Annotated in this window: 18 protein-coding genes; 6 read left to right on the top strand and 12 right to left on the bottom strand. The window is 74.4% G+C overall.

What is annotated here, in order from left to right; genetic code table 11:
* Nucleotides 1–104: 104 nt before the first annotated feature.
* The 3 genes from ACGFSH_RS24855 to ACGFSH_RS24845 all read right to left on the bottom strand — a co-directional run bounded on the left by ACGFSH_RS24855 (nt 105) and on the right by ACGFSH_RS24845 (nt 3,691).
* The gene (locus ACGFSH_RS24855; RefSeq protein WP_393352302.1) at nt 105–1,343 is read right to left on the bottom strand and encodes an SAV2148 family HEPN domain-containing protein; all 1,239 of its coding nucleotides are present in this window, start codon (nt 1,341–1,343) and stop codon (nt 105–107) included.
* Nucleotides 1,344–1,445: 102 nt separating this feature from the next.
* Nucleotides 1,446–2,792 (bottom strand): copper amine oxidase, encoded by a 1,347-nt coding sequence (locus tag ACGFSH_RS24850; RefSeq protein ID WP_393352254.1) that lies wholly within the window; start codon nt 2,790–2,792, stop codon nt 1,446–1,448.
* 77 nt (nt 2,793–2,869) lie between these two features.
* Nucleotides 2,870–3,691, bottom strand: coding sequence for a Tat pathway signal sequence domain protein (locus ACGFSH_RS24845; RefSeq protein ID WP_393352252.1), 822 nt, complete (start codon nt 3,689–3,691; stop codon nt 2,870–2,872).
* A 188-nt stretch (nt 3,692–3,879) separates the two neighbouring features.
* Here ACGFSH_RS24845 and glgX point away from each other — a divergent pair, with 188 nt between their 5' ends.
* The 4 genes from glgX to ACGFSH_RS24825 all read left to right on the top strand — a co-directional run bounded on the left by glgX (nt 3,880) and on the right by ACGFSH_RS24825 (nt 10,753).
* Nucleotides 3,880–5,997, top strand: a complete 2,118-nt coding sequence (glgX, locus tag ACGFSH_RS24840; RefSeq protein WP_393352250.1) for a glycogen debranching protein GlgX — start codon at nt 3,880–3,882, stop codon at nt 5,995–5,997.
* A 190-nt stretch (nt 5,998–6,187) separates the two neighbouring features.
* A complete protein-coding gene (gene treY / locus ACGFSH_RS24835) occupies nt 6,188–8,551 on the top strand; it encodes a malto-oligosyltrehalose synthase (protein WP_393352248.1) in 2,364 nt (787 codons plus the stop codon).
* Nucleotides 8,552–8,722: 171 nt separating this feature from the next.
* The gene (locus tag ACGFSH_RS24830) at nt 8,723–9,079 is read left to right on the top strand and encodes a hypothetical protein (protein ID WP_393352245.1); all 357 of its coding nucleotides are present in this window, start codon (nt 8,723–8,725) and stop codon (nt 9,077–9,079) included.
* Between the two features lie 423 nt (nt 9,080–9,502).
* Nucleotides 9,503–10,753, top strand: a complete 1,251-nt coding sequence (locus tag ACGFSH_RS24825; RefSeq protein ID WP_393352242.1) for a M14 family zinc carboxypeptidase — start codon at nt 9,503–9,505, stop codon at nt 10,751–10,753.
* Nucleotides 10,754–10,832: 79 nt separating this feature from the next.
* Here the strand turns inward: ACGFSH_RS24825 and ACGFSH_RS24820 are convergent, their stop codons facing one another.
* From ACGFSH_RS24820 to ACGFSH_RS24810, 3 genes are all read right to left on the bottom strand, one after another.
* The gene (locus tag ACGFSH_RS24820; RefSeq protein WP_393352240.1) at nt 10,833–11,342 is read right to left on the bottom strand and encodes an SSI family serine proteinase inhibitor; all 510 of its coding nucleotides are present in this window, start codon (nt 11,340–11,342) and stop codon (nt 10,833–10,835) included.
* Nucleotides 11,339–12,664 carry a M14 family zinc carboxypeptidase gene (locus tag ACGFSH_RS24815; protein ID WP_393352237.1) on the bottom strand — a complete coding sequence of 442 codons (1,326 nt, stop codon included), beginning with the start codon at nt 12,662–12,664 and terminating at the stop codon, nt 11,339–11,341. The genes ACGFSH_RS24820 and ACGFSH_RS24815 overlap by 4 nt, the downstream gene beginning before the upstream one ends.
* A gap of 251 nt (nt 12,665–12,915) precedes the next feature.
* Nucleotides 12,916–13,467, bottom strand: a complete 552-nt coding sequence (locus ACGFSH_RS24810; protein ID WP_393352235.1) for an FHA domain-containing protein — start codon at nt 13,465–13,467, stop codon at nt 12,916–12,918.
* A 205-nt stretch (nt 13,468–13,672) separates the two neighbouring features.
* Here ACGFSH_RS24810 and treZ point away from each other — a divergent pair, with 205 nt between their 5' ends.
* Nucleotides 13,673–15,418, top strand: coding sequence for a malto-oligosyltrehalose trehalohydrolase (treZ, locus tag ACGFSH_RS24805; RefSeq protein ID WP_393352233.1), 1,746 nt, complete (start codon nt 13,673–13,675; stop codon nt 15,416–15,418).
* Between the two features lie 125 nt (nt 15,419–15,543).
* Here the strand turns inward: treZ and ACGFSH_RS24800 are convergent, their stop codons facing one another.
* From ACGFSH_RS24800 to ACGFSH_RS24785, 4 genes are all read right to left on the bottom strand, one after another.
* On the bottom strand, nt 15,544–16,539 hold the full coding sequence (locus ACGFSH_RS24800) for an aminoglycoside phosphotransferase family protein (RefSeq protein WP_393352232.1): 996 nt from the start codon (nt 16,537–16,539) through the stop codon (nt 15,544–15,546).
* 49 nt (nt 16,540–16,588) lie between these two features.
* Complete coding sequence (locus ACGFSH_RS24795) at nt 16,589–17,716, bottom strand: aminopeptidase P family protein (protein WP_393352230.1); 1,128 nt, start codon at nt 17,714–17,716, stop codon at nt 16,589–16,591.
* Nucleotides 17,717–17,947: 231 nt separating this feature from the next.
* Nucleotides 17,948–18,622, bottom strand: coding sequence for a PDZ domain-containing protein (locus ACGFSH_RS24790; RefSeq protein ID WP_393352228.1), 675 nt, complete (start codon nt 18,620–18,622; stop codon nt 17,948–17,950).
* Between the two features lie 131 nt (nt 18,623–18,753).
* Nucleotides 18,754–19,620, bottom strand: a complete 867-nt coding sequence (locus ACGFSH_RS24785) for a LysR family transcriptional regulator (RefSeq protein WP_393352226.1) — start codon at nt 19,618–19,620, stop codon at nt 18,754–18,756.
* A gap of 95 nt (nt 19,621–19,715) precedes the next feature.
* Between ACGFSH_RS24785 and ACGFSH_RS24780 the strand changes: the two genes are divergently transcribed.
* The gene (locus ACGFSH_RS24780; protein WP_393352224.1) at nt 19,716–20,450 is read left to right on the top strand and encodes a hypothetical protein; all 735 of its coding nucleotides are present in this window, start codon (nt 19,716–19,718) and stop codon (nt 20,448–20,450) included.
* Here the strand turns inward: ACGFSH_RS24780 and cyc2 are convergent.
* Together cyc2 and ACGFSH_RS24770 are read right to left on the bottom strand one after the other, a co-directional pair.
* Entirely contained in the window at nt 20,438–22,693 is a 2,256-nt protein-coding gene (cyc2, locus tag ACGFSH_RS24775; RefSeq protein WP_393352222.1) for a germacradienol/geosmin synthase Cyc2, read from the bottom strand. The two genes, ACGFSH_RS24780 and cyc2, sit on opposite strands and share 13 nt — an antisense overlap.
* 131 nt (nt 22,694–22,824) lie before the next feature.
* Nucleotides 22,825–24,012: a damage-control phosphatase ARMT1 family protein gene (locus ACGFSH_RS24770; RefSeq protein WP_393352220.1), complete on the bottom strand. Its 1,188-nt coding sequence runs from the start codon at nt 24,010–24,012 to the stop codon at nt 22,825–22,827.
* Between the last annotated feature and the right edge of the window lie 56 nt (nt 24,013–24,068).

The raw sequence follows: 24,068 nt of genomic DNA, 5'->3' as shown, positions 1-24,068 counted from the left end.
TCCCCCAGTGGTCTCCACCCTCGCACGGGCCACTGACAATCAGAGGATCGCGTTCCGCTCGCGCGGCCCGGGGCCGCGTCCGGTCCGGGGACGGACCGGCCGGATCAGGACACCGGCCGCGAATCGGCCCAGGCGAGCTCGAACTCCTCGCGATAGGCCGCGAAGAGTCCGCCTTCTCCCACCTCGCCCGACTTGACCACCCGGTTGCCGCCGCGCAGCACCAGCACCGGCGCCTCCATTCCGCGCATGCGCCGCAGATAGGACTGGATCACGGCGATGCCGTCGGCGCCGTCGCCGTCGACGAGGTAGGCGGTGAAGCGGGGCGTCTCGTCGTACACCTGGATCTGGAAGGCGCCCGGGTCGCGCAGCCGGGCGCGGACCCGGCGCATGTGCAGGATGTTCATCTCCACGGCCCGGCTCAGCTCGCCGCGTTTCATGCCGAGTTCGCGCTCGCGGCGCTTGACCGCGCTGGAGGCGGGGTTGAGGAAGAGCAGCCGGACGCGGGCGCCGCCCTCGGCGAGGCGGACCAGCCGGCGGCCGGAGAAGTTCTGCACGAGCAGGTTGAGGCCGATGCCGATGGCGTCGATCCGGCGGGAGCCGTCGAAGATGTCCTCGGCGGGGAACTGGCGCAGCAGCCGCACCCGGTCGGTGTGGACGGCGACCACGTCCGCGTACCGGTCGCCGACGAGGTCCTCGACGGCGTCCACGGGCAGCCTGCGCGCGGAGGGCACGTCGCCGCTGGTGCCGAGCATCTCCAGCAGCCGTGCGGAGGCCCGTTCGGCCTGGTTCAGCACGGCCTCGGACAGCGCGCGGTTGCGGGAGACGACGTTGCGGGTCACCTCCAGCTCGTCCAGGGCGAGTTCGACGTCGCGGCGGTCGTCGAAGTACGGCTCGAAGCAGGGCCAGTGCTGCACCATCAGCTCGCGCAGCTGGGGCAGGGTCAGGAAGGAGATGACGTTGTCGTCGGCCGGGTCGAGCAGATAGCCCTTGCGGCGGCTGACCTCGCGCACGGCGACGGCGCGCTGGACCCATTCCTGTCCGGCGGGTCCGGCCGCGGCGACGACCCACTCGTCGCCGTGCACGGGTTCGTAGATGGGCCGCAGCACGGCGGCCACCACGGCGCGCAGCCGCTGTTCGACGAGGTTCAGCCAGATGTAGGCCCGGCCGGCCCGCTGGGCGCGGACGCGGACCTCGCGCCAGGCGTCGGTGTCCCAGTCCAGCTCCGGACCGATGGCGTTCGTCTCCATCGGCCGGGCCAGGGACACCGTGCCGGTCGGGACGTCTGTGGAGCCCCCCTCGTGACCCTCGTCACCAGGGGGCAGCTCCAGCCCTCCCGAGCCCACCCGCGCACCGCCTTCCGCTCCCCCGAGCTCTCCCCGTGCCAACGATCAAGGAAGGGTACTCCGGGAGCGGCGGGCGGTGCAGCCGGATGGACAGGTCGTTTCTCAACTTCCGTTGTCGGGGCGACCGTTCTGTCCCGCGAGGGCGGCCGGTGTGAGCGGGTTCATGGCCGTGACGTCCCTGGGGACCAGGGAGAAGCCCTGCCAGTGGACCGGCATGGGCTGCTGGTCCTCGTCGCGCGCGATGTGGTGGAAGCCCACGTTCACCCAGGCCACCGGGTGGGTGAGGGTCTGGCCGTCCACCCACTTGTCGACGGAGTAACCGTGCAGCGGGGAGCCGCAGTTGCGCACGTTGTTGCTGGCGTACTGCTCGCACTGGTTGTACTCGGTGAAGTAGACGTCGTGCCGGGTGAAGGGGCGCCCGGAGTACTTGGTGGTGGCGCCGGGGACGAACTCGTAGGAGCGGGGGTGCCCGTCCTTGTTCTTGCCGGTGGCGCTCACCACGCGCCACCAGCGCATGGTGGCCGCGTCGCCCGCGAGTTCCTTGCCGACGACCGTGCGCGTGGTCTTGGCGGTCGGGCCCTGGTCCGAGCCGGCGGGCGGGCTGACGACCGAGTCGTACTGCTCGACCTTGGCGGCGGAGTTGCCGTCGAGGCCGAAGTCGAGGCGCCAGAAGACGTTGTGGCTGTGGCTGGTGGCGTAGGCCTTGGCGCCCTTGCCGAGGGGCCAGCCGCGGCCGTCCCCGGCGTCGTAGTCGACGGGCGAGAGGCTGCCGGTGGCGCCGATGTTCATGTTGATCGCGCCGTCGTCGGAGAAGCGCCACTCGGTGATGTACTCGTACCAGCCGACCTTGTTGACGGTGTACACGAGCAGGTCCTTGCCCTGGGCCTGGAAGACCTTGTTGCCCGTGTCGGCCTCCATGCGGTAGGCGTGGCCCCGCGCGCGCGTGGTGGTGCACAGGCCCTTGACGTTCGGGTTGTCGGAGAACGACTCGGGGACCTTCACCGTCTTGATGGTGCCGCCTGGGCACTCGGCGGGGGCCATGTTCACCAGGCCGGAGCCGAAGTTGTAGTCGGTGATGTCGTTGTACTCGTTCGTGCCGTCGTCGTAGGGCACGTGGATCTGGGCGACCTTGGCGCTGTTGAGGACCCTGATCGGCTTGGGCTCGCCGGGCGGCTGGTAGGAGATCTTCTCCAGGACCAGGCCGGACTTGGACTCGAAGCGCCAGCACATGCGCCAGGTGGTGCCGGTGGAGAGCTTCTGCTCGATGCGGTAGGCGGCGCTGCAGTCGGCCGCCGCCGCGGGAGCGGTCTTGGGCCGGGCGGCGGCCGGACCGGCCCCGGCGGCCGCGCCGGCGGCCAGGGCGGCCACCGAGAGGCCGACGAGGGCTCCCTTGCGGACACGGCTGACGCCCTGCGGCCGGAGGCCGCCGATCGGATCGGGAACGCGCATGAGGACACGACTCCTTTGCCTCCCCGCGCGGGAGACACGTCGGAAAACGGAACTGGGAGGTGGTACCGCGGGCCGGTTCAGCGGGTGAGCCGGGCGACCTTGCCGGTGCTGAGGTCGACGATCAGGGACCGGGTGTCGATCCACGGGCCGTTCTTGACCTTCGTCAGCAGCCGCGCGCAGCGGTGCTCCCCGCACTTGTCGAGGACGGCGGGCTCGGCGCCCGGCACCGCCCGGTAGACCATGCTGGCGAGCTGCAGCTGGGCCGGGGAGGTGAGCGCCTTGCCGGTGGCGTCCTTGTAGTCGGCCCTCAGGCCCGCGCCGAGCGGGTCGGCGATCAGCAGCCGTGCGACCTCGGTCTGCTCGGCGGGGCCGAGCGGCGGCTGGACGCCGTGCTGGACGCCGGTGGCCTCGACCTTGCCGGTGTCGAGGTTGACGGTCCTGGTCAGCAGGGTGTCGTTGCGGTAGTCGTAGAACGACACCTCCGCCCGCCGGGGCGCGTCCGGGTCGTCGACCTCGTCGGCCCGGGGCTCGGCGAGGTCCACGCCGAGACGCTGGGGGCCGCGGTCGCCGTCCACGTCCTGGGCGGCGTTGAACTGCTGACGGCTGAGCGCGATGCTCTCCACGCGCGCGGTCTCGTCGTCGGTCAACGGGTCGCGGCCGTGGCCGCGGTCGCCCTCGGCGGGCGCCCCTTCGACGACGCCGGGCGCGACGGCCCCCGCCGCCCCGGCCTGCTGCCGGTCCGCCGCGTTCTGCCCGGCGCCCTGCCCTGTCGAGCCTCCCTTGTCGTCCGCCCCCGCCGTGCCCGGCAGGGTGATCCCCACCATCACGGCTGTCGCGGCCACCGCAATGGCCGTCCCCGCCACCACCTTGCCCAGGTGGCGGCGCACCGTAGTGCGCACAATCTCCCCCTACTCCCCCTGCTGCCCGGGAGTACGTCTGCCCCACTGGTTCGGCACACGCCATATGTCGGCGTATGCACTGGTCATTTGGTAAGAGGGGCGTAAGTCACAGGTGGTTCCATCACTTTCCTGGAGACTCGAACCCGAGCCGCCCCCACCGGGGCCCGACACCTGAAAGAGTCGTGTCCATGCAGGTCTGGCCTGGAGAGGCGTATCCACTCGGTGCCACGTACGACGGCGCCGGCACGAACTTCGCGGTCTTCACGGAGGCCGCGGACCGAGTAGAGCTGTGTCTGTTGCACGACGACGGCTCGGAGACGGCGGTGGAACTGCGCGAGAGCGACGCGTTCGTCCGGCACGCGTACGTGCCCGGCATCATGCCGGGGCAGCGCTACGGCTTTCGCGTGCACGGCCCGTACGACCCCGGTCGCGGGCTGCGCTGCAACTCGGCGAAGCTGCTGCTCGACCCGTACGCGAAGGCGGTCAGCGGGTCCGTCCGATGGGGCGAGGAGGTGTACGGGTACCACTTCGGCGACCCCGAACGGCGCAACGACCTCGACTCCGCCCCGCACACGATGACGTCGGTGGTGGTGAACCCCTACTTCGACTGGGGGGACGACCGCAGCCCCCGTACGGAGTACCACCGCACGGTGATCTACGAGGCGCACGTCAAGGGCCTGACGATGCGCCATCCGGGGCTGCCCGAGGAGCTGCGCGGCACCTACGCGGCGCTGGCGCACCCGGCGGTCATCGAGCATCTGACCGAGCTGGGGGTGACGGCCCTGGAGATGATGCCGGTGCACCAGTTCGTCAACGACCACCGGCTGGTCGACATGGGCCTGAACAACTACTGGGGCTACAACACGATCGGCTTCTTCGCGCCGCACAACGCGTACGCGTCCTGGGGCGACCGGGGCCAGCAGGTGCTGGAGTTCAAGTCGGCGGTGCGGGCGCTGCACGAGGCGGGCATCGAGGTCATCCTCGACGTGGTCTACAACCACACCGCCGAGGGCAACCACCTGGGTCCCACGCTGTCCTTCAAGGGGATCGACAATCCGTCGTACTACCGGCTGACGGACGACCCGCGCTACTACATGGACACCACGGGGACCGGGAACTCGCTGCTCATGCGGTCCCCGCACGTCCTTCAGATGATCATGGACTCGCTGCGGTACTGGGTCCTGGAGATGCACGTCGACGGGTTCCGCTTCGACCTCGCGGCGACCCTGGCCCGCCAGTTCCACGAGGTGGACCGGCTGTCGTCGTTCTTCGACCTGGTCCAGCAGGATCCGGTGGTGTCCCAGGTGAAGCTGATCGCGGAGCCGTGGGACGTCGGCGAGGGCGGCTACCAGGTGGGGAACTTCCCGCCCCTGTGGACGGAGTGGAACGGCAAGTACCGCGACACGGTGCGCGACGTGTGGCGTGGCGAGGCGCGCGCGGTCGGCGAGTTCGCCTCCCGGCTGACCGGCTCCTCCGATCTCTATCAGGACGACGGACGGCGGCCGCTGGCCTCCATCAACTTCGTGACCTGCCATGACGGCTTCACCCTGCGCGACCTGGTCTCCTACGACGACAAGCACAACGAGGCCAACGGGGAGGACAACCGGGACGGCGAGAGCCACAACCGGTCCTGGAACTGCGGCGTCGAAGGCGAGACCGACGATCCCGAGGTACTGGGGCTGCGGGCCCGGCAGATGCGCAACTTCATCGCCACGCTGATGCTGTCCCAGGGCGTGCCCATGATCAGCCACGGGGACGAGTTCGGGCGCACCCAGCAGGGCAACAACAACGCCTACTGCCAGGACAGCGAGCTGGCCTGGGTCGAGTGGCCCGACGCCGAGGGACCCGGCGCCGAGCTGCTGGAGTTCACCCGCGCGCTGGTGGGACTGCGCAAGGAGCACCCCGTCTTCCGGCGGCGCCGCTTCTTCCACGGCCGTCCGGTGGAGGGGGCCCACGGCGAGCTGTCGGACATCGCCTGGTTCACGCCGGAGGGCAAGGAGATGGGGCCCCGGGACTGGGACCGGGCGCAGGCGTCCGCGCTGTCGGTGTTCCTCAACGGCAACGCGATCTCCGAACCGGGCGCGCGCGGCGAACGGATCACCGACGACTCCTTCCTGCTGATGTTCAACGCCACGGCCCGCCCGCTGGAGTTCGTGGTCCCGGTCGATCTCGGACGGCAGTGGAAGGTGGTCGTCGACACGGCGGACCCGCAGGCCGCCGCGGCGGACGCGGGCCCCGAGCTGCGGGCCGGGGCCCGGCTGACGCTGGTCGACCGCAGCATGACGGTGCTTCAGCGGCCGACGTAGGGCACCGACGGCCCCGCCTCCGCCGCGTCCCGCTGCCGCGGGAGCGGCGCCCGGCCCCGGCCCCGGCCCCCGCAGTGGGGCCGGGACGGGCCCCGCCCCGCCGCGGGCGGACCGGGACGGGCGGGACGGGGCCCGACCCGTCCGGCGGGGGTGTGACAGGAAACGCCACGAGGCGGGTACGTAGGTGGTCATGACCCCTGAGCGACGTGCCGCCCCGACTCCCGTGACGCCCACGGCCACCTACCGGCTTCAGCTTCAGCCCGCGTTCCCGTTCGCGGCCGCGGCGGCGGCCGTGCCGTACCTGGCCTCGCTGGGGGTCTCGCATCTGCATCTGTCCCCGGTCCTGGAGGCGGTGCCGGGCTCCCTGCACGGCTACGACGTCGTGGACCCCGCGCGCGTGCGGGAGGAACTGGGCGGCGAGAACGGCCTGCGGGCGCTCGCGGACACCGCGCGCGAGCACGGCCTCGGACTGGTCGTGGACATCGTGCCGAACCACATGGCGATGGCCCCGCGCCACAACCGCGCCCTGTGGGAGACGCTGCGCGAGGGCCCGGAATCGCCGTACGCACGCTGGTTCGACGTCGACTGGGAGGCGCAGGACGGCCGGATGCTGGTCCCGGTGCTGGGCGGCCCGGTCGGCGCGGAGCTGGAGCACCTGCGCGTCGACGGCGACGTCCTGCGCTACCACGACCACGCGTTCCCACTGCGAGAGGGCACCGGGGAGCTGCCGCTGCCGCGGCTGCTGGACGCGCAGTGGTACCGCCTGGCGTGGTGGCGGCTGGCCCGCACCGAACTGAACTACCGGCGCTTCTTCAGCGTCTCGGAGCTGATCGGGGTGCGGGTGGAGGACCCGGAGGTGTTCGACGCCACCCACGGCACGATCCTGCGCCTGGTGCGGGAGGGGGTGATCGACGGACTGCGCGTGGACCACCCCGACGGCCTCGCCGACCCCGACGCCTACCTGGAGCGGCTGCACAGGGCGAGCGGCGGCCGCTGGACGGTCGTCGAGAAGATCCTCGCCGACGGGGAGCGGCTGCCGCGCTCCTGGCCCGTCGCCGGAACCACCGGCTACGACGCCCTGCGTCGCGTCGACGGCCTCTTCACCGACCCGGAGGGGGCGCGGGAGCTCCTGGACCGCTACCGGGGCTTCGCGGCCCCCCAGGCGGACCTCGGGGGCGACTGGGCGGCCACCGTGCGGCGCGCCGCGTACGCGGTGATCGGCCACGAGCTGGCGGCCGAGACGGACCGGCTGACCCGTACGGCGTCCCGGGTCTGCGCGGACCCGGAGGATCCCGCGCTGCGCGACCGGGCGCCCTGGGCGCTGCGCACGGCGCTGACGGAGCTGCTCGTGCGGATGGAGGTCTACCGGCCCTACACCTCGGGCGACCCGGCGGCCGTCGTGACCGAGGAGGCGGCGGCGCAGGCCCGGCAGGCGTTCGCGGTGCCGCAGGAGGCGGAGGCGGTCGACGCGGTGCGCGCGGTGGTCCTGGGCGGGGAGGGCCCGCGCGGGGCGGAGCTGCGCGCGCGGTTCGCCCAGACGTCGTCCGCGCTGCGCGCCAAGTCGGTGGAGGACACGGCCTTCTACCGCCATGTGCCGCTGCTGGCGGCCAACGAGGTGGGCGGCGACCCGGGCGCCCCGGGCGTCTCGACGGCCGCCTTCCACGCGTACTGCGCGCGCGTGCAGCGCGACTGGCCCGTCACGGGGACGGTCGTCTCGACGCACGACACCAAGCGCAGCGCCGACGTGCGCGCCGCGCTCGCCGTGCTCACCGAATGCCCGCAGCGCTGGGCGGACCTCCTGGACGAGGTCACGGGCGCGCCGGCGGACGTTCCCGACCGCCGGCTGGCGTGGGCGGCCTGGCAGACGGTCTTCGGGCTCGGACCCGCCGCCCCCGAGCGCGTCCAGGAGGCGCTGCTCAAGCACGCGCGCGAGGCGGGGCTCCACACGACCTGGACGGAGCAGGAGCCGGACTACGAGAAGGCGCTGGCCGCGTTCGTGGCCGAGGGGCCGTGCGGGGCGCCGGGCGAGCGGGTGGCCGCGCTGCGCGACGCGCTGGCGCCGCACATCCGGGCGAACGTGCTGGGCACGGCCCTGGTGCAGCTGACGATGCCCGGGGTGCCGGACGTCTACCAGGGCACGGAGAGCGAGTACCGGGCGCTGGTGGACCCGGACAACCGGCGTCCGGTGCGGTTCCCGCCCGACGATCCGGGCGTCAAGGATGCGCTGACCGCGGCCGCGCTGCGGCTGCGCCGGCGGCGGCCGGAGGTCTTCGGGGAAGCCGCCACGTACGAGCCGCTGTCCGCCGAGGGGCCGGCCGCGGACCACTGCGTGGCGTTCACGCGCTCCGGCCGCGTCGTCACGGCCGTGACTCGGCTGTCGCTGCGGCTGGCACACGCGGGAGGCTGGCGCGAGGAACGGCTGACGCTGCCACCGGGCCGGTGGATCGACGCCCTGTCCGGACAGGACGGCCCGGCACGGGAGTTCACGGGGCACACGCGCGTGGCGGACCTGTTCGCCGACCTGCCGGTGGCACTGCTGGAACGCGCGGAGTGACCCGTCATGAGCCCGCGCGGCAGCCCTGGGGCCCGAGCGGGCTCGCACCGAGCCGGCGCGACCCCGGCGGCGGTCCTCAGCGCGCCGAAGGCGGCGGACGTTTCGGGCGCGGTCGGGGTGAGCGGGGTGACGGGCGCGGTCGGGGTGAGCGGGGTGACGGGTGCCGTCGGGGTGAGCAGCGTCAGCGTCGCGGCTGACGCGGTCGGCGTGACCGCCGCGGTCGGGGTGGCCGGGGTGGCCGGGGTGAGCATCGGGGCTGACCCGGTCGGCGTGGTCGGCGTGACGGGCCTGACCGGCGCAGTCGAGCCGGTGGGCGTAACCGCCGCGCTCGCCGCGGTCGGGGTGACCGGCGCAGTCGGCGTGACCGGGGTGGGGGGGGCGCCGCCGGCTGGGCCGTCGGGGTATCGCGGTTGGCGCGGTTGCGGGGCTGGGATGAGCGTCGCGGCTGGCGCGGCAGGCGGCGCGGTCGGCGCGCTCGCCGCAGTCGGCGTGACGGACGTGACCGGCGCAGTCGCCCGGCGGGCGTAACCGGCGCGCTCGCCGCGGTCGGAGTGACCGGCGCAGTCGGCGTGACCGGGTGACCGGCGCAGTCGGCGTGACCGGGTGCCGGCGTCATCGGGGTGGGGGGTGGCGGCCGTCTGGGCCCGCATTGCCGTCGCCGTATCGCTGCCGTGGCCGGTGGATCCGATGCCGCCACGGCGCGGCCGGCGGCGATCGCGCCGACCGCCGGCGGTGGGCCGGGCGGGCGTCCCGGTCCGGGCGGGGCGTACGTGCCGGTCCGGGCGGAGGGCAGGCGTCCGCGGGGCGGGGCGGGCGGTGGTGGCGGGTCACGTCGTCGCCGTCGGCGCGCGCGCATCCGAGCGCCCCCCGGAGCCTTCCGCGGGCGTTCTTGACAGTTCCCAGCGGCCGTGGGGTACTGCGGGGGCGAAGGCCGGGCGGACGAAAACGGGGGTGAGTCTCCTGCCGGAGCTGCGCTACCCCACGGTGACCGAACTGACCACTTCTGCCCGGGCCTTGGCCCTGGAGCAACGCGGCGTCTGCCGGCTGCGACAGGTGGGGGTCTCCCGGGCGGGCCGGCCTCTGCACCTGCTGTCCGTGGGCCATGCCCGACGGGCCGTGCTGGTCGTCGCCGGCGCCCACGCGAACGAGCCGACCGGGGGCTGCACCCTGCTGGCGCTCGCCGAACGGGTGCTGTCCGAGCGGGAGTTGCGGGACGGCACGTCCTGGCACTTCCTGCTCTGCGCGGACCCCGACGGGGCCAGCCTGCACGTCACCCCGGCCCCGCGCAGCCTGCTGGAGTACCACCTCGGTTTCTTCCGGCCCGCCGGCCCCGAGCAGCCGGAGTGGTCGCCGGCAGTGCTGCCGCCGGACCGTCTGCCGCCCGAGACCCGCGCGCTGACCCGGGTCATCGACGAGCTGCGGCCCTATCTCCAGGTGACCCTGCACGGCACCGACCTGGGCGGCAGCTGGGTGCAGCTCACGAAGGACATCCCGGGTCTGGCAGAGCCGTTCGCCAAGTCGGCGGCGCAGTTGCACATTCCGGTGGAGACGGGCGCCTCGGACGCCGCGGGCTGGCCCGCGTCCGGGCCGGGCGTGCATGTGATGCCGGCCGCCGGGGCGGAGGCGGCCTATCCGAGCATGCCGGACGACGCACGGCACAGCACCTGGTACCACGCGCACCGTTACGGCGGCCTGACGGCCGTGGTGGAGGTGCCGATGTGGGCGAGCGACATGGTGGACGATCCCGCCCCGCACCCCGCCCCGGCCGCGGCGATCCGGCGGCTGGCCCGGCGGCTGCTGCGCGACGTCACGGAGGTGGAGCGCGTCCTCGCCGACGCGCTGCCGCGTCTGGAGGGCGCGGACGGGCCGCTGCTGCGGGCGGCCAGATGGGTGCTGGAGCTGGCGCCGGGGCTCGCGTCGGACTGGACCCACACTCCCCCGGCCGGCACCACGATGGCCTACGTCGGCAGCGTGGACGCGTTCGCCCGGCGGCTGCCGCTGCGGGCGGCGGCGATGCTGTGGCGGGTGCTCCAGGAGAGCGACGACCACGCGGCCCCGCGCCTGGAGCAGCTCGTGGAGACCTGGAGCGACGCGTTCGCCGACCGTTTCCGGGCCCGCTGGGTGCCTCTGGAGCACCAGGTGGAGCACCAGTCGCGCACGGTCGTCGCGGCGGCGCTGCACGCCCGCGAGGGCGCGGCCTGACGCGCCCGGCCGGTGCGCGGAACAGGGCGGCCGCGGCACCCACACGCGTGCGTGCGTGTGCCGCGGGAGCCGGTTGCGCTCAGACCTCGGGCACCTGCTCGTCGTCCAGGGCGAACACGGCCCCGGTCAGCGCCTCGCGCTCGCAGTCGTTGCTGAAGGTGTGCCGGTAGTCGACCGCGCGGCCGTTCCACCGGCCCTGCGCCCGGACGGTCACCGGCGCGTACACCAGCGGGCACACGCGCTCGCCGTCGCCGGGGACGGCGTCGACGTCGCCGTCGGCCCTGGCCAGCACGTCGCAGGCCTCCGCCGCCCGGGAGTGGCCCTGGGGCGGGTCGCACATCAGCAGGGTGCCGCGGGTGTCGCTGGAGCGGGCGTCGCCGCGGGTGACGGTGAGCTGGAGCCAGTTGCCGGGGAGGGCGTCCTGCGAGCCGGCGAGGGCCGGCGCGGCGCCCACGGCGAGGAGGAGGGCGGCGGTGGCCGCCGGCAGGGCGCGCCGCGCGGCCCTCGCCGCACGGGAGCGCGACGGAGACGAAGACGGGAACGGGGCCGGGGCCGGGGACGCGTGGGGGGAGTCGGAGAAGTTCGTCATTCCCGGTGCATCGGCACGGCGGGCCGCGCACCCCAGTCCGACTCACCCGAACGGGCCGGAGCAGGTCCGGCGGTGGTGCGGGCGGCCAGTTCGAACGCGGCGAGCACGACCCGCGTCTGGTACTCGGCCTGGCGCGCGACGGGGATCCAGCGCGCCCCGCACCCGTCCCGGTATTCGGCGCAGCCCGCGTCGATGAGCGCGTCCAGCCGCGGCAGCGCGCCGGACGGGTCGTGTCCGGCGCGGGTGACGAGCCGGTGCAGCAGCCCCGCCGTCCGCAGGGCGATCCGGCGGCCCGCGATGCGCAGGGCGGTCAGATGGGCGGTGCCGAGCGGCGGGAGCGGCCGGGCGGGGTCCGCGGTGGCGGGGTCCCAGGCGTCCGCGAGGCCGGGGCACACCTTCAGGTGGTCGTCGACGGGGGCCAGCAGCCGGGCGGCGTCGGGGACGTCGAGGAGGTGGGGCCGGGCGCGGTCGAGGATGTCCGACAGCAGGCCGCAGTCGTGGCGCAGGGCCTGGCTCACGGAGCGCAGCACGGCGTCCCGGTCGGCCGGGCGGGAGGCGTCCTGCACGCCCGGCACGCCCCACATGGGCGCCTCGACGACGGCCGTGAGGGTGCCGTGCCGGCGCGGATGGTGCCAGGTCGACTCGACCGCGGCCTCCCCGGCGGCGGTCACCGCGCCTCTGCGCGGCGCGGGGATCCGGTAGACGGCCGGTCCCAGCCGGGGCCAGTACAGGGTGTCGTAGGGCCCGAACTCGCGGGGGATGCCGAGACGGGCGGCCGCGTGGCCGGTCCGCCGGGCCAGTCCGGGCAGGTCGTCGGTGAGTTCGACGAAGGCGCCGCCGACGTCGACGCCGTGCAGGGAGCACTGGAGGAACGGTTTCAGTTCGTCCTGAAGCCTCAGCAGCGCGCGGGTCTCCGGCAGCGCCGCCGCCGCCGGCCCGTCGGGCAGCCACTCGGGCTGCTCCAGGAAGCCGGGCCGGTAGAAGTGCCGGAAGTAGCGGTCCAGACGGTAGGGGCCGGACAGCCAGCCCTCGTTGCGGCGCAGGCCGTCGGGGTCCAGGCACAGCAGCAGGTTCCACGTGGCGTCGGCGTCGGCCGTGGCCCGCGGGTCGGCCAGGAGGCGTTCGGCCAGCCGCAGGACGGTCGCGCCGCCGACCGGCTCGTTGGCGTGCGGTCCGGCCACGACCAGGGCCTGGCGGTCGCCGCGCCCGACGCGCAGCAGCCACAGCGGTGCGCCTTCACGGGAGTCGCCCACCCGGTGCAGCCGGACGTCCCCTCGGCCGCGGGCGGCGATCGCGGCCGCGCGGGCGGCGAGGTCGTCCACGGTCGGGTAGCGGAGGAGCGGCAGGGCACACCTCCACAGGGCGGCGCCGTCGGTTCACCGAACGTGTCCCGTGTACGCACAGTGAGTCATGGGCCAGCGGTACGTCAACACGGCTTTGTCGCAAGGGACTTGAACGAGCCTGGCCGCGGCCGGCAGCCGGACCCGCGCGGATCGCGGCAGAAGCCGGCAGAAGCCCGCGGAAGCGGGACGCACGCGTGACGCACGGCGACGCGGGCGGGATCCGCGCCGGTTCAGGTCACCGAGAGACGGAACGCCGTGCGGCCGAAGGCGACCTGGTCGCCCTCGCGGACCACGGCCGCGCCGATGACCCGGCGCCCGTTGACGGTCGTCCCGTTGGTCGAGCCGAGGTCGCGCAGCACCCACATCCCGCCCTGCCGGCTCAGCTCGGCGTGCACCCGCGAGACGCTGTCGTGGGTCAGCCGCAGGCCGCTCGCCGGGTCGCGGCCGATGCGCAGCGCCTGCTCGGTGCCGGGGTGCGGCAGCAGCAGCTTGGGCAACCGCTCGGCCTGCCAGGCCCGGCGCAGCCGGACGGTGAAGCCCGAGACCGCCTCGACGCTGCCGAAGACCACCCGCGAGAGGCGGCTCTCCTTGGGCAGGTCGGCGGTGAGGACGGCCAGCTCGTCCGAGCGGCGTGCCGCCAGGGCCAGCTCCATGCGCCGGATGAACGTGTCGTGCGACAGACGCCCCATGGCGACGCCGTCACGCAGCACCTTCAGCGCCCGGTCGCGCTCCACGTCGGACAGCCGCGCGGGGTACGTGTTGAACTCGAAGGACGACGTCACGCTGGTGATTGTCGGTCAGCGAAACCCCGGGTGTCCAGAAGACGGGAAAACGCCGCCGCCCGCGCGCGGGGAGAATCGGGAACACTCCCGATTCTCCCCGCGCGCGGGGAGAATCGGGAGTGTTCCCGAAGCGGATCGATCTCCCAGGGAGCACGATGGACGACGACGCGCTCCATCACGGTGAACAGACGAAGGGGAACCGTCCGTGCAGTTCGAGGTGTGGGCACCGCAGGCCGAACGTGTGACGCTCCAGTGCGAGGGCGTCACGCACGCGATGCAGAGCGATCCCGGACGGCCGGGATGGTGGACCGCCGAGGCGGAGGCCGGGGACGGCGCCCGGTACGGCTTCGCGCTCGACGACGGCCCCCTCAGGCCCGACCCGCGCTCCCGCCGCCAGCCGGACGGCCCGGAGGGGCTCAGCGCCGTCGTCGACCACGGGCGCCACCCCTGGCGCGCGCAGTGGCCCGGACGTCCGCTGCCCGGCGCGGTCCTCTACGAGCTGCACGTGGGCACCTACACCCCCGAGGGCACCCTCGACGCCGCCGCCGGGCGGCTCGGCCATCTCGCCGGACTCGGCATCACGCACGTCGAGTTGATGCCCCTGTGCGCCTTCCCGGGCCGGCACGGGTGGGGATACGACGGGGTGTCGCCGTGGGCGGTGCACGAGCCGTACGGCGGCCCCGAGGCGCTGAAGCGGTTCGTCGACCGGGCCCACGAACTCGGTCTCGGCGTGGTCCTGGACGTGGTGCACAACCACCTGGGCCCGTCCGGGAACTTCCTGCCCGAGTTCGGCCCGTACTTCACCGACACGCACCACACGCCCTGGGGGGCGGCCGTCAACCTGGACGCGCCCGGCTCCGACGAGGTGCGCGCCTATCTGCTGGACAGCGCGCTGGCCTGGCTGCGCGACTACCGGCTGGACGGACTGCGGCTGGACGCGGTGCACGCTCTCGCCGACACGCGCGCGTGCCACTTCCTGGAGGAGCTGTCGGCGGCCGTGGACGCGCTCGCCGCCGAGACGGGCCGGCCGCTGTTCCTGATCGCCGAGTCCGACCTCAACGACCCGCGGATGATCACCCCGCGCCGGGAGAACGGCCTGGGCCTGCACGCGCAGTGGAACGACGACTTCCACCACGCCCTGCACACGGCGCTCACCGGCGAGTCCCAGGGCTACTACGCCGACTTCGCGCGCGACCCCTTCGCCGCCCTCGCCAAGACCCTCACCGGCGGCTTCTTCCACGACGGCGCCTACTCCGGTTTCCGGGGCCGCCGTCACGGCCGTGCGCTGGACCGCTCCCGGATGCCGGCGCACCGGCTCCTGGGCTACTCCCAGACCCACGACCAGGTGGGCAACCGCGCCCTGGGCGACCGTCTCTCGTCGTCCCTCTCCCCCGGCCTGCTGGCCTGCGCCGCCGCGCTGACGCTGACCGCCCCGTTCACGCCGATGCTGTTCATGGGCGAGGAGTGGGCCGCGGGCACGCCGTGGCAGTACTTCACCGACCACACCGACCCCGAGCTGGCCGAGGCCGTGCGGCGGGGCCGGCGCCGGGAGTTCGCCGCTCACGGCTGGGCCGAGGAGGACGTGCCCGACCCCCAGGACCCGGCGACCCGCGAGCGCTCCTGCCTGGACTGGTCCGAACCGGGGCGCGAGCCGCACGCGCGTGTGCTGGCCTGGTACCGCGAGCTGATCGCCCTGCGGCACACGCAGGCCGACCTCACCGACCCCGACCTGGCCGACATCAAGGTCGCCTACGACGCGCAGGCCCGCTGGCTGGCCTTCCGGCGCGGCGACGTCCGGGTGGCCGTCAACCTCGGCAAGGAGCCGGCCGCGATCCCGCTCGGACCGCGCCCGGCCCGGGTGCTGGCCGCTTGGGACCCGGTGGACGCGCCGGGCCCGGACGGTCTGCTGCACCTGCCGGGCGAGTCGTGCGTGGTCCTCGAACAGGACTGATCCGCCCGCCGGGCGCGAGGCCTGCCACGGGCCGGCCGACGGGCCGGCGGGGGGCGGCCCGGCGGTCGGGCCGGTGGTCGGGCCGGTGGCGCGCCGTCGGGATCCAGGGAGGGCGGGCCGGGGGGTCACGGCTCGTCGTCCGGCGGGCCCTCTCCGCGCTCACGGCCTTCCCCGCTCTCTCCGTCCTCGCGCAGCTCGGTCACCCGTTCCAGCAGGATCGCCTCCCAGGCCCGCCCCAGCCGGGTGCGCCAGAGGGAGACGGCCTCCGGGTCCCGCCCGGCGGGCCCGCCCTCCGCGACGTGTTCCGCGAGCCGGACGACGCTGTCGCAGCGGGCGAGCCACAGGCCACGCAGACAGGGGCGGGCGCCGTAGCCGGCCAGGGTGGCGGCCCGCACGGCGGCGCCGGAGCCGACGGCCAGGGCGAGGCCCGCGATGTCCTCCGCGGGATCCCCCACGACCGCCTCGGTCCAGTCCAGGACCCCGCGCACCCTGCCGTCCGCGCTCACCACGAGGTGCTCGCCACGCAGGGCGTGGTGGACGAGGACGGCCGTGGCGGGCTGGGCGGCCAGCTGCGCCGCGCCGGGCGGGGTCAGCTGGTTCAGGCGGGCGGGGTCGAACTCGTCGGCCCGTGCCAGGCCCCGCGCGGCGGCCACCGCCATCCGGCGCAGCGCCTCCAGCGAGCGCGGGGCGGTGCGCGGCGCCCCGAGCGCCTCGGCCGCACGGGGGGCGACCTCCCGCAGCCCGCCGAGCAGCGCCGCGAGGTCGGCCTCGCCGACGGCCGAGACGTCGTGCTCCTCGGCCGTGCCGCCCGGCAGCCGCGTGTCGAGGGTGTACACCAGGCCGGGCGACCACTCGCCGTGCGCGACACAGGCCGGCAGGGCCACGGGGACGTGCGGGCGGACGAGGTCGCGCAGCCGCAGTTCGCGCAGACGGCGCACGCCGGTCTCGCGGTCGGGGGCCAGATGCAGCACATGGCGGCGGCCGACCCACCATGTGGTGCGCGGACCGTTCTCCGCGACGGGCCGTACGTCCGGGCCCGGACCGCCGGGGCCGCTCTCCCTGAGGAGCGCGCGGACCAGTCGGCGGACGGTGTCCGCGGTGGGTGTCGGTGCCTGGGTCATGGGTCGCGCCGTCGCCGTTCGGGTGGGTGCCGGAAACTCCTGGTGCGGGTCAGTCCACTATGACCAGCTCGCGGGTGGTGTCGTTGAGACGGCGGCCGCCGTCCGCGGTGACGGTGACGATGTCCTCGATGCGCACCCCGAACCGGCCGGGCAGGTAGACGCCCGGCTCGACCGAGAAGCACATCCCGGGCACGAGGGGCTGTTCCTCGCCCTCGATCATGTACGGCGGCTCGTGGGTCGTGACGCCGATGCCGTGGCCGGTGCGGTGGATGAAGTGGGGGCCGTATCCGGCGTCGGCGATGACCGCGCGGGCGGCCCGGTCGATCTCCTGGCAGGCGACACCGGGCCGCACCGCCCGGAAGCCCGCCTCCTGCGCCTCGCGGACGAGGTCGTGCACCCGGCGCTCCTCCTCGGTCGGCTCGCCGACGTGGACGGTGCGGGAGGTGTCGGAGCCGTAGCCGTCCTTGAGGCCGCCGAAGTCGAGGACGACCATGTCGCCGTGCTCGATGACACGATCGCCGACCTCGTGATGCGGGTTGGCGCCGTTGGGTCCCGAGGCGACGATGGTGAAGTCGACCTGGGAGTGTCCGAACCGGCGCAGCAGATCCGCGAGGTCGGCGCCGACCTCCGTCTCGCGGCGTCCGGCGAAGGGGAGCCGCCGGATCTCCTCGAACGCCCGGTCCGCGGCCGCGCCGGCGGCCGCCATCAGCTCCAGTTCGGCCGCGTCCTTGACCGCGCGCAGCATCGGCAGGGCCTGGGTGAGCGAGGCGTAGGAGGCGGCGGGCAGGGCCTTCTGCATGCTGAGCAGGTGCATCGCCCAGGCGTTGTCGCTGATCCCGAACCGGCCGTCGGCGTCGAGCAGGCCGGCGGTGACGGCGTAGGGATCCTTGCCGTCGGTCCAGTCGCGCAGGGTGAGCGCCGGGGCGCCCACCGCCTTCGCGGCGTCGGGGGCCTCCAGGGCGGGCACGACGAGGACGGGGTCACGGCCGGCGGCGAGGACGAGCAGCGTGAGCCGTTCGGTCACCGCGGTGGGCGCGTACCCGGTGAGCCAGACGAGGTCGGGGCCCGGCGCCACGAGGAGGCCGTCGAGTCCGGCCTCGGCGGCCTCGCCCGCGGCACGCGCCATGCGAGCCCGGTAGTCGTCGGCGGTGAAGGGCGCGGGGGCGGTGCCGGTCATCCGGGCCTCCCTGGAAGGACGTGGCGACGGGGGCGTGGCGGTCGTCCGGACGGAGCGCCGCCCGCACGACGGCCACGGGCAGCATCCTGCCTGTCCGGCGAGGGTCTCGCGAGCCGATTGACGAGGTTGCGGCGCTTCCCGGCAGCGGCGGCGGGGGCCGAACGGCCCCCAGTCCGCCGGTCTTCGTGCCTCCACGTCGTCCGTGCGCCGCCCGTCGTCGTACCGGGCGTCTCAGGTGACGACTCCGGGGGTCACCGTCAGCGCCCGGCACGCACCGTCCCGATGGCAGACCGTGAGGTGCGCCGCCCTGCCGGGGCGTGCCGCGTCGACCGCGTGGGCGAGGTCCGTCGCCGAGTCGATGCCGACGCCGTCGAACCGCACCAGGACGTCGCCGCGGACCAGGCCCGCGGTGTAACCGGGGCCGGGCACATGGACGGCGACGATCCTGGCCCCCGCTTTCCGGGCGTCCACCGCCTCCAGCCCCAGCGTGGCCCGGACGGGCCGCGACGACGCCCCGGAGAGCGGGAGCGGCGGCGCGGACGGCCGGGCAGCGGCCCCCCGCCCCGCGTCGGCACCCGGCCCTCTCCGGGCCGACTCGCCCGCCCGGCCCGGCCGTCCCTCCTCTGCCGGCTGTCCCGTCGGGGCCGTCCGGGTGCCCGGTTCCGCCTGTCGCCGCAGCTCGGCCAGTGCGCCCGTTCCGATGACGGTCGTCCCGGCGGCGCCCAGTCCCACCCCGGACAGCACCAGGACGATGCCGGCCAGCAGGCCGGACAGCAGGGTCGTCGGCCTGCCGCCCCGCGGGTGCACGGCGCACGGGCGCGGGGCCGGGTCGCCGGGGCCGGAGCGGCCGCCGGGCGGCTCCTGGCCGGGCAGCCGTTTGGGACGCAACGCTGTCTGTCGTTCCATGGATCGCCTCCGGCTGATGCCCTACCCGGCGCGCCCGCGCACGACGAGCCACGAACGAGTGAGACTGACCCGGTCCGGACGGCGTCGGCACCGGCCGGAAAGGCGCGTCCCGCCCTCGCACGTTCATCCGCTCACGCGCGCGGGGACAGCGCCTCCGTCAGCGCTCGCGCCGCGCCCGCGGGCGCGCCCGCGCTCACCAGCTCGATCCGGTGCACCACCCGCGGTTCGACGAGCGGGACGACGACCGTGCCCGCGAAGCCCGCGGCCGTCGACCGGGGCAGCAGGGCCAGTCCGTGGCCGGCCGCGGTCAGGGCGGTCAGGACGCGGACGTCGGCGCCCTCGTAGCGCAGGGCCGGCCGAAAGCCGTGGCCGCCGTTGGCCGCGCGCAGCTGGGGCAGCGGCAGCCCGGCGTCCGGCGCGTCCACCCAGCGGGCGTCGGCGAGGTCGCCGAGGCGCAGGCCGGAGCGCCCGGCGAGGGGGTGGTCGCCGGGCAGGAGCACGCCGACCGGCTCCTCGCCGGCGCCGTACGTGGTCAGCGGTGCGACGTCGGGCAGCCGGAGCGGGTCGCTGGGCGCGGCCAGCCCGTCGACGAGCCCCAGGTCGGCGGTGCCGTCGGCGACCGCGGCGGGCACGCCGTCGCGGCCGAGCACGCGCAGGGTGACGCCGGCGGGCGGGAGGGCGGCGAGCGCGGTGGGGGTGAGGGCGGTCGGGGACGCGGCCAGGGTCAGCCCGTTCGGCGGGGTGCGGGCCAGCCGGACGACGTCCGCGCGGGCGGCGTCCAGGCGCAGCAGCAGGGGGCCCGCGTGTTCGAGGAGCCGTTCACCGGCCGCGGTGGGGGCTACGGGACGGCGGGTGAGCAGGGGGGCGCCGAGGTCCTGTTCGAGGGCGGCGATGTGCTGGGAGACGGCCGACTGGGTGTAGCCGAGCTCGCGGGCGGCCTCGGAGAAGGAGGCGAGGCGGGCGACGGCGACGAGGGTGCGCAGCAGGTGCGGGTCCATGCGCGCAGGATCGCAGAGCGTCATCAGCTCTGCTTATCGAGGGTGCAGGAACCATCGTTGGACCTGAAGCCGGGGGCGCGCCGAGGATGGGCGTCATGACCGACACCGCAGCTCAGATCGCGCGGGTCGCCCTGGTCGGCGACCGCTCCCCCAACGTCGTCTCGCACATGCGTGTACCGCTCCTGCTGGACGCTCTCGCCTCCCGGGACCGGCTGGTCCTGGACGCCTACTGGATCTCGTCCGAGGAGGCCGAGGGCGTGGGCGCGGTACGCGGGTTCGACGCGGTGTGGGCGGTGCCGGGCAGCCCCTACCGCAGTGAGGCCGGCGTGCTGTCGGCGATCCGCACGGCGCGCGAGGAGGGCATCCCGTTCCTGGGCACCTGTGGCGGTTTCCAGCACGCGCTCCTGGAGTACGCGCGCAACGTCTGCGGGCTGGCGGACGCCGCGCACGCCGAGAACGACCCCGAGGCCGAGGACCCGCTGATCGCACCGCTGGCGTGTTCCCTCGTCGGCCACGAGGGCGTCGTCACGCTGGAACCGGATTCGCTGGCGTACTCCCTGATCGGCTCGGGACGGACGGTCGAGCGCTACTTCTGCGCGTACGGGCCGGCCCGCCACCTCGACACGCTGCGGGCCCACGGACTGCGTTTCACCGGCCACGACGAGGACGGCCTGCCCCGGGTGGCCGAACTGCCGGGCCACCCCTTCTTCATGGCCTCCCTGTTCCAGCCGGAGCTGTCCGGCGACGGCTCGCGCCCGCATCCGGTCGTCCGGGCGCTGGCGCGGGCCGCGGTCGAGCACGCGGCCCGCAGGACGCGTCAGCCGGCGTAGGACGGGTGCGGGACGGGGGCCAGCGGCCGGGCCGGGTGCGAGGGCCGGGCCGGTGGGAGGACCGGGGCCGGCGGGGCGGTGTCCGGCAGGAAGCCGTGGGTGCGGCGGGCCAGGAAGGCGGGCTTGTAGCGGTCGACCTCGCGGTGCCAGTGCAGGATGCCGGCCAGCCAGTTCTGCAGGTCCGCCACGTAGCCCCCCATCGCCCGGCGTGCTTCGGCAGACAGGTCGAAGTCGTCGTACAGCACGGGCAGTTCGTGCGCGACGACATGCTCGAACTGCCGCATGCGCTGGGTCATCAGGTCATGGACGACGCCCAGCGCCGCCGGGTAGTCGCAGCAGAAGAAGTTCTGCACGACGAGGATCGCGTTGTGCATCTCCCCCTCGTACTCGATCTCCTTCTGGTACGAGAAGACGTCGTTGGTGAGGCACGCGTAGTCCATGGCCGCGTTCTCCAGCGCGCGGACGACGCCGCTGCGGTAGACCTCCGGCGGGATCGCGGGGCCCCGGCCCGTCCGGCACATGCTCAGCGTGAGGTCGGAGCCGAAGGTGGCGCGGCGCATCTCCAGGTAGTCGACCGGGTCGGGGACACGGTTCTGGAGCTGGTTGGACAGCTCCCACACCCAGCTCTCGGTCATCACGTCGACCGCGTCGCGCAGGGTGCGGCGCTGGTCGGGGGTCATGGCGGCGGTGGTGTGCGCCCACAGGTCGAGCAGGCCGCGCTCCATGGCGTTGACGGGGACGACGGACGCCGGCTCGCCGTCCACCGGCATGCAGGCCGACAGGCGGGTCGTCGCCAGGCGGGCGGCGGCGAGGTCGCGGCGGCCGCCGAAGACGAGCGGGTAGTAGTCGTCGCCGTAGGTGCCCCAGGCGAGCCACCGGGAGCTGAGGTCGAGCGCTTCGGGGGTGGCGTCCGGGTCGAGGCCGGCCGAGCACAGCGCGAGGTCGAAGGCGTCGAGCTTGTCCTCGTCCCAGACGCCCTCCGCCAGGATGCCCACCTGGTGCGACCACGCCTTCAGGCGCGGGCGGCACGCCTGCAGATGCGGGCTCAGTTCCACCCGGTAGGGCATGTGGAAGTCGGGCAGCAGCGACGGGCCGACCTTCTGGAACGGCACGTGCGCGTACGCGCGCAGTCGTCCGCGCGTCCCGAACGGCGTGAGGGGCGTGCCCGTGGCGGCCGTCGACGCGAGGAGGGCGCCGACGTCGGCGGCGGAGGTGCCCGGGCCGGTGGGCTTCCGCCAGGGCGGTCCGGTGACCGCGCCCTTGTTCATGTAGCGGCTGGAGCGAAGGTGCCACTCGTGGCCGCCGGACTGCCAGTCCTGGAGCCCCTTGGCGTAGGCGGCGATCGCGGCGGTCTCGTCGGGGCCGAGCCCCTTCTCCAGCGCCACCGCCGGCACTTCGGTGAACGCGGTGTGCTCGAACTGGTGCAGACGGGAGGTGAGGATGTCGTTGACGGTGTCGGCGGCCTCCTGGGTGGTGCAGCCGAAGAACCTCTCCAGGACGAGCACGCCGTTGCTGTTCTCGCCCTCGTCCTCGACCTCGCGCTGGTAGGAGAACAGGTCGTTGCGCAGATGCACGGCGTCGGCGAAGGTCTCCATCAGCACCCTGAGCGGCCTCGTCCCGGCGACCGCGGCCGGCACCTCGGCGGTCGCATACTCCACCAGCCCCGCCGACCAGGGCGCGCCGCCCACCTTGCGCCGCATCTCGATGTACTCGACCGGGTTGGCGATCCGCCCCTCGTCGATGTTGGACAGCTCCCACATCGACTCGTTGAGGAGGTGTTCCGTCGCCACGGCGAAACGGCGCCGCCAGTCCTCGGACATGTCCGGCACGGTGCGCGTCCACAGGTCGTGCAGGCCCGCTTCCACCGGGTTGCGCGGCTCGGGCACGGGTGTGGCCAGGTCCAGCGGCATGAACAGCGGCAGCCGGTCCAGATGGGCCTTGCCGGCCGCACGGTCGCGGGTGCGCTTGAACATGTCGAGGAAGTGGTCGTCGAAGAAGAACACCCACACGTACCAGTCGGTGATCAGCGACAGCGCGGGCCCGTCGCAGTCCGGGTGGGTGTACGCGCAGAGCAGGCCGTAGTCATGGGCCTCCAGGTCGGACTGCTCCCAGATCCCGGACCCCTCCAGCATGCCCATGTCGCGCGCCCACCGGGTGGAGTGGGCCCGCGCCTGGTCGAGGTGCGGGTTCAGCCGCGCGGGATGCGGCATGTAGAACTGCGGGAGTTCGAACGGTTGCGTCATGGCCGGGCCCTACCCGGGGGTTCTCAGGGCCATCCGCGGCACGGCACATGATCACACCATCGCGTGAACCGGCGGAGATCGGTGAACCGTCGGGCGGTGGGCGTGCGCTTCGGGCGGGGGGGGCGGCGGGGTCAGGTCCGCAGCTGGATCAGCGCGTGCGTTCCGCCGGTCCGCCAGCTCTGTCCCTCGGCGGCGGTCAACGCGGCCTCGGTGGCGGCGTCGAGCCCGGTGATCACGTCGGACTTCAGCGTGCGCAAGGCCACGACCGGGCCGGGGAAGCAGGCGGTCACGTCGGCGAACGGAGTGGTGGGCTCCCACCTGGAGTCGCCCACGAGACGGCGGTAGTTGAGGTCGCCCTTGACGATCGTCAGGGCCGCTTGCGCGAACTCGGCGCGCAGGTCGTCGGGCATCCGTGCGAACGGCAGCGGCGCGGCCGAGAAGGGGTGGGCGCGGACCGTCAGGGCGCCGTCGGCCATGGCCGCCCACAGACGCCGGCCGTGGCCGGCGGCCGCCCCCGAGGCGCCGGTCAGCCTCCGCAGCGCGTCGACGACGTCGGCCGTCGTCGCGTCGGACACGTAGTAGGGGTACGGCTTGACATGCAGGACGACGCGGTCGCACCGCCCGTGTTCGAGGAGGTGGGCCGACAGCAGGAGATCGGGGATCAGTTCGCGGCCGGCGTTGTCGGCCACCAGGCACACGGTCCGGCCCTCGCCCGCGTCCGTGGCGTCCAGGAGGGACCACAGTTCCTCGCCGTCGTCGGCGACCAGGCCGGGGACGGCGGCCCGTCCCTCGGCCTCGCCGTCGGACAGCCGGAACCCGAGGTCGGCACGGTTGCCCCACAGGGATCCGTGGAGCAGGGCGCGGCCCCGTTCTTCGGCGGTGCGGTCCGCGAGGGCGTCGAGCGCTGCCAGTTCCCGGTCGGTCTCGTCCCCTTCGAGTTCGGCGAGCTTGAACGGGCGGAAGGGGTCGATGCCCGCCCACGGGCCGGGGCCGAAGTACCCGACCGCTTCGAGGAGCCGGCGGTAGAAGTAGCTCTCCGACCACAGCCAGGGCACGTCGAACCAGGACCGGCCGACGTGGTCGTCGAGCCCCCAGTCCCGCCAGCGGCCGCGGTCGTGCGCGTCGTCGGGCAGCGGTTCGACGACGCCCCGCGCGCAGGAGGCCGCCAGCGCGTCCAGCGCTTCGTGGGCCTCGGGCCCGTAGGGGAAGGCGTCCCGTACCTGCCGGATGATCGCCGGGTGCCGTTCGGCGAGCACGCTGCGGGGGAACGAACCGGGTTCGTTGCCGAGGATCACGGGCGGGGCGGGGTGGGGACGCATGCGGCTCACGGTAGCGCGGCGGCTCCGACCGGCGGCCTCACGGCCCCGGCGCACAG

The sequence above is a fragment of the Streptomyces sp. NPDC048481 genome (assembly GCF_043200075.1).
In the GTDB taxonomy this organism is placed as follows: Bacteria; Actinomycetota; Actinomycetes; order Streptomycetales; family Streptomycetaceae; genus Streptomyces.
This window is presented reverse-complemented; position numbering and strand designations above follow the sequence as displayed.

Bases quoted from the DNA above. Each gene is read 5' to 3' on its own strand.
- ACGFSH_RS24795 (WP_393352230.1), bottom strand. From the start codon at position 17,716: ATGACCGGCACCGCCCCCGCGCCCTTCACCGCCGACGACTACCGGGCT.
- ACGFSH_RS24790 (WP_393352228.1), bottom strand. From the start codon at position 18,622: ATGGAACGACAGACAGCGTTGCGTCCCAAACGGCTGCCCGGCCAGGAG.
- ACGFSH_RS24770 (WP_393352220.1), bottom strand. From the start codon at position 24,012: ATGCGTCCCCACCCCGCCCCGCCCGTGATCCTCGGCAACGAACCCGGT.
- cyc2 (WP_393352222.1), bottom strand. From the start codon at position 22,693: ATGACGCAACCGTTCGAACTCCCGCAGTTCTACATGCCGCATCCCGCG.
- treY (WP_393352248.1), top strand. From the start codon at position 6,188: ATGACCCCTGAGCGACGTGCCGCCCCGACTCCCGTGACGCCCACGGCC.
- ACGFSH_RS24820 (WP_393352240.1), bottom strand. From the start codon at position 11,342: ATGACGAACTTCTCCGACTCCCCCCACGCGTCCCCGGCCCCGGCCCCG.
- glgX (WP_393352250.1), top strand. From the start codon at position 3,880: ATGCAGGTCTGGCCTGGAGAGGCGTATCCACTCGGTGCCACGTACGAC.
- ACGFSH_RS24850 (WP_393352254.1), bottom strand. From the start codon at position 2,792: ATGCGCGTTCCCGATCCGATCGGCGGCCTCCGGCCGCAGGGCGTCAGC.
- ACGFSH_RS24780 (WP_393352224.1), top strand. From the start codon at position 19,716: ATGACCGACACCGCAGCTCAGATCGCGCGGGTCGCCCTGGTCGGCGAC.
- ACGFSH_RS24800 (WP_393352232.1), bottom strand. From the start codon at position 16,539: ATGACCCAGGCACCGACACCCACCGCGGACACCGTCCGCCGACTGGTC.
- ACGFSH_RS24785 (WP_393352226.1), bottom strand. From the start codon at position 19,620: ATGGACCCGCACCTGCTGCGCACCCTCGTCGCCGTCGCCCGCCTCGCC.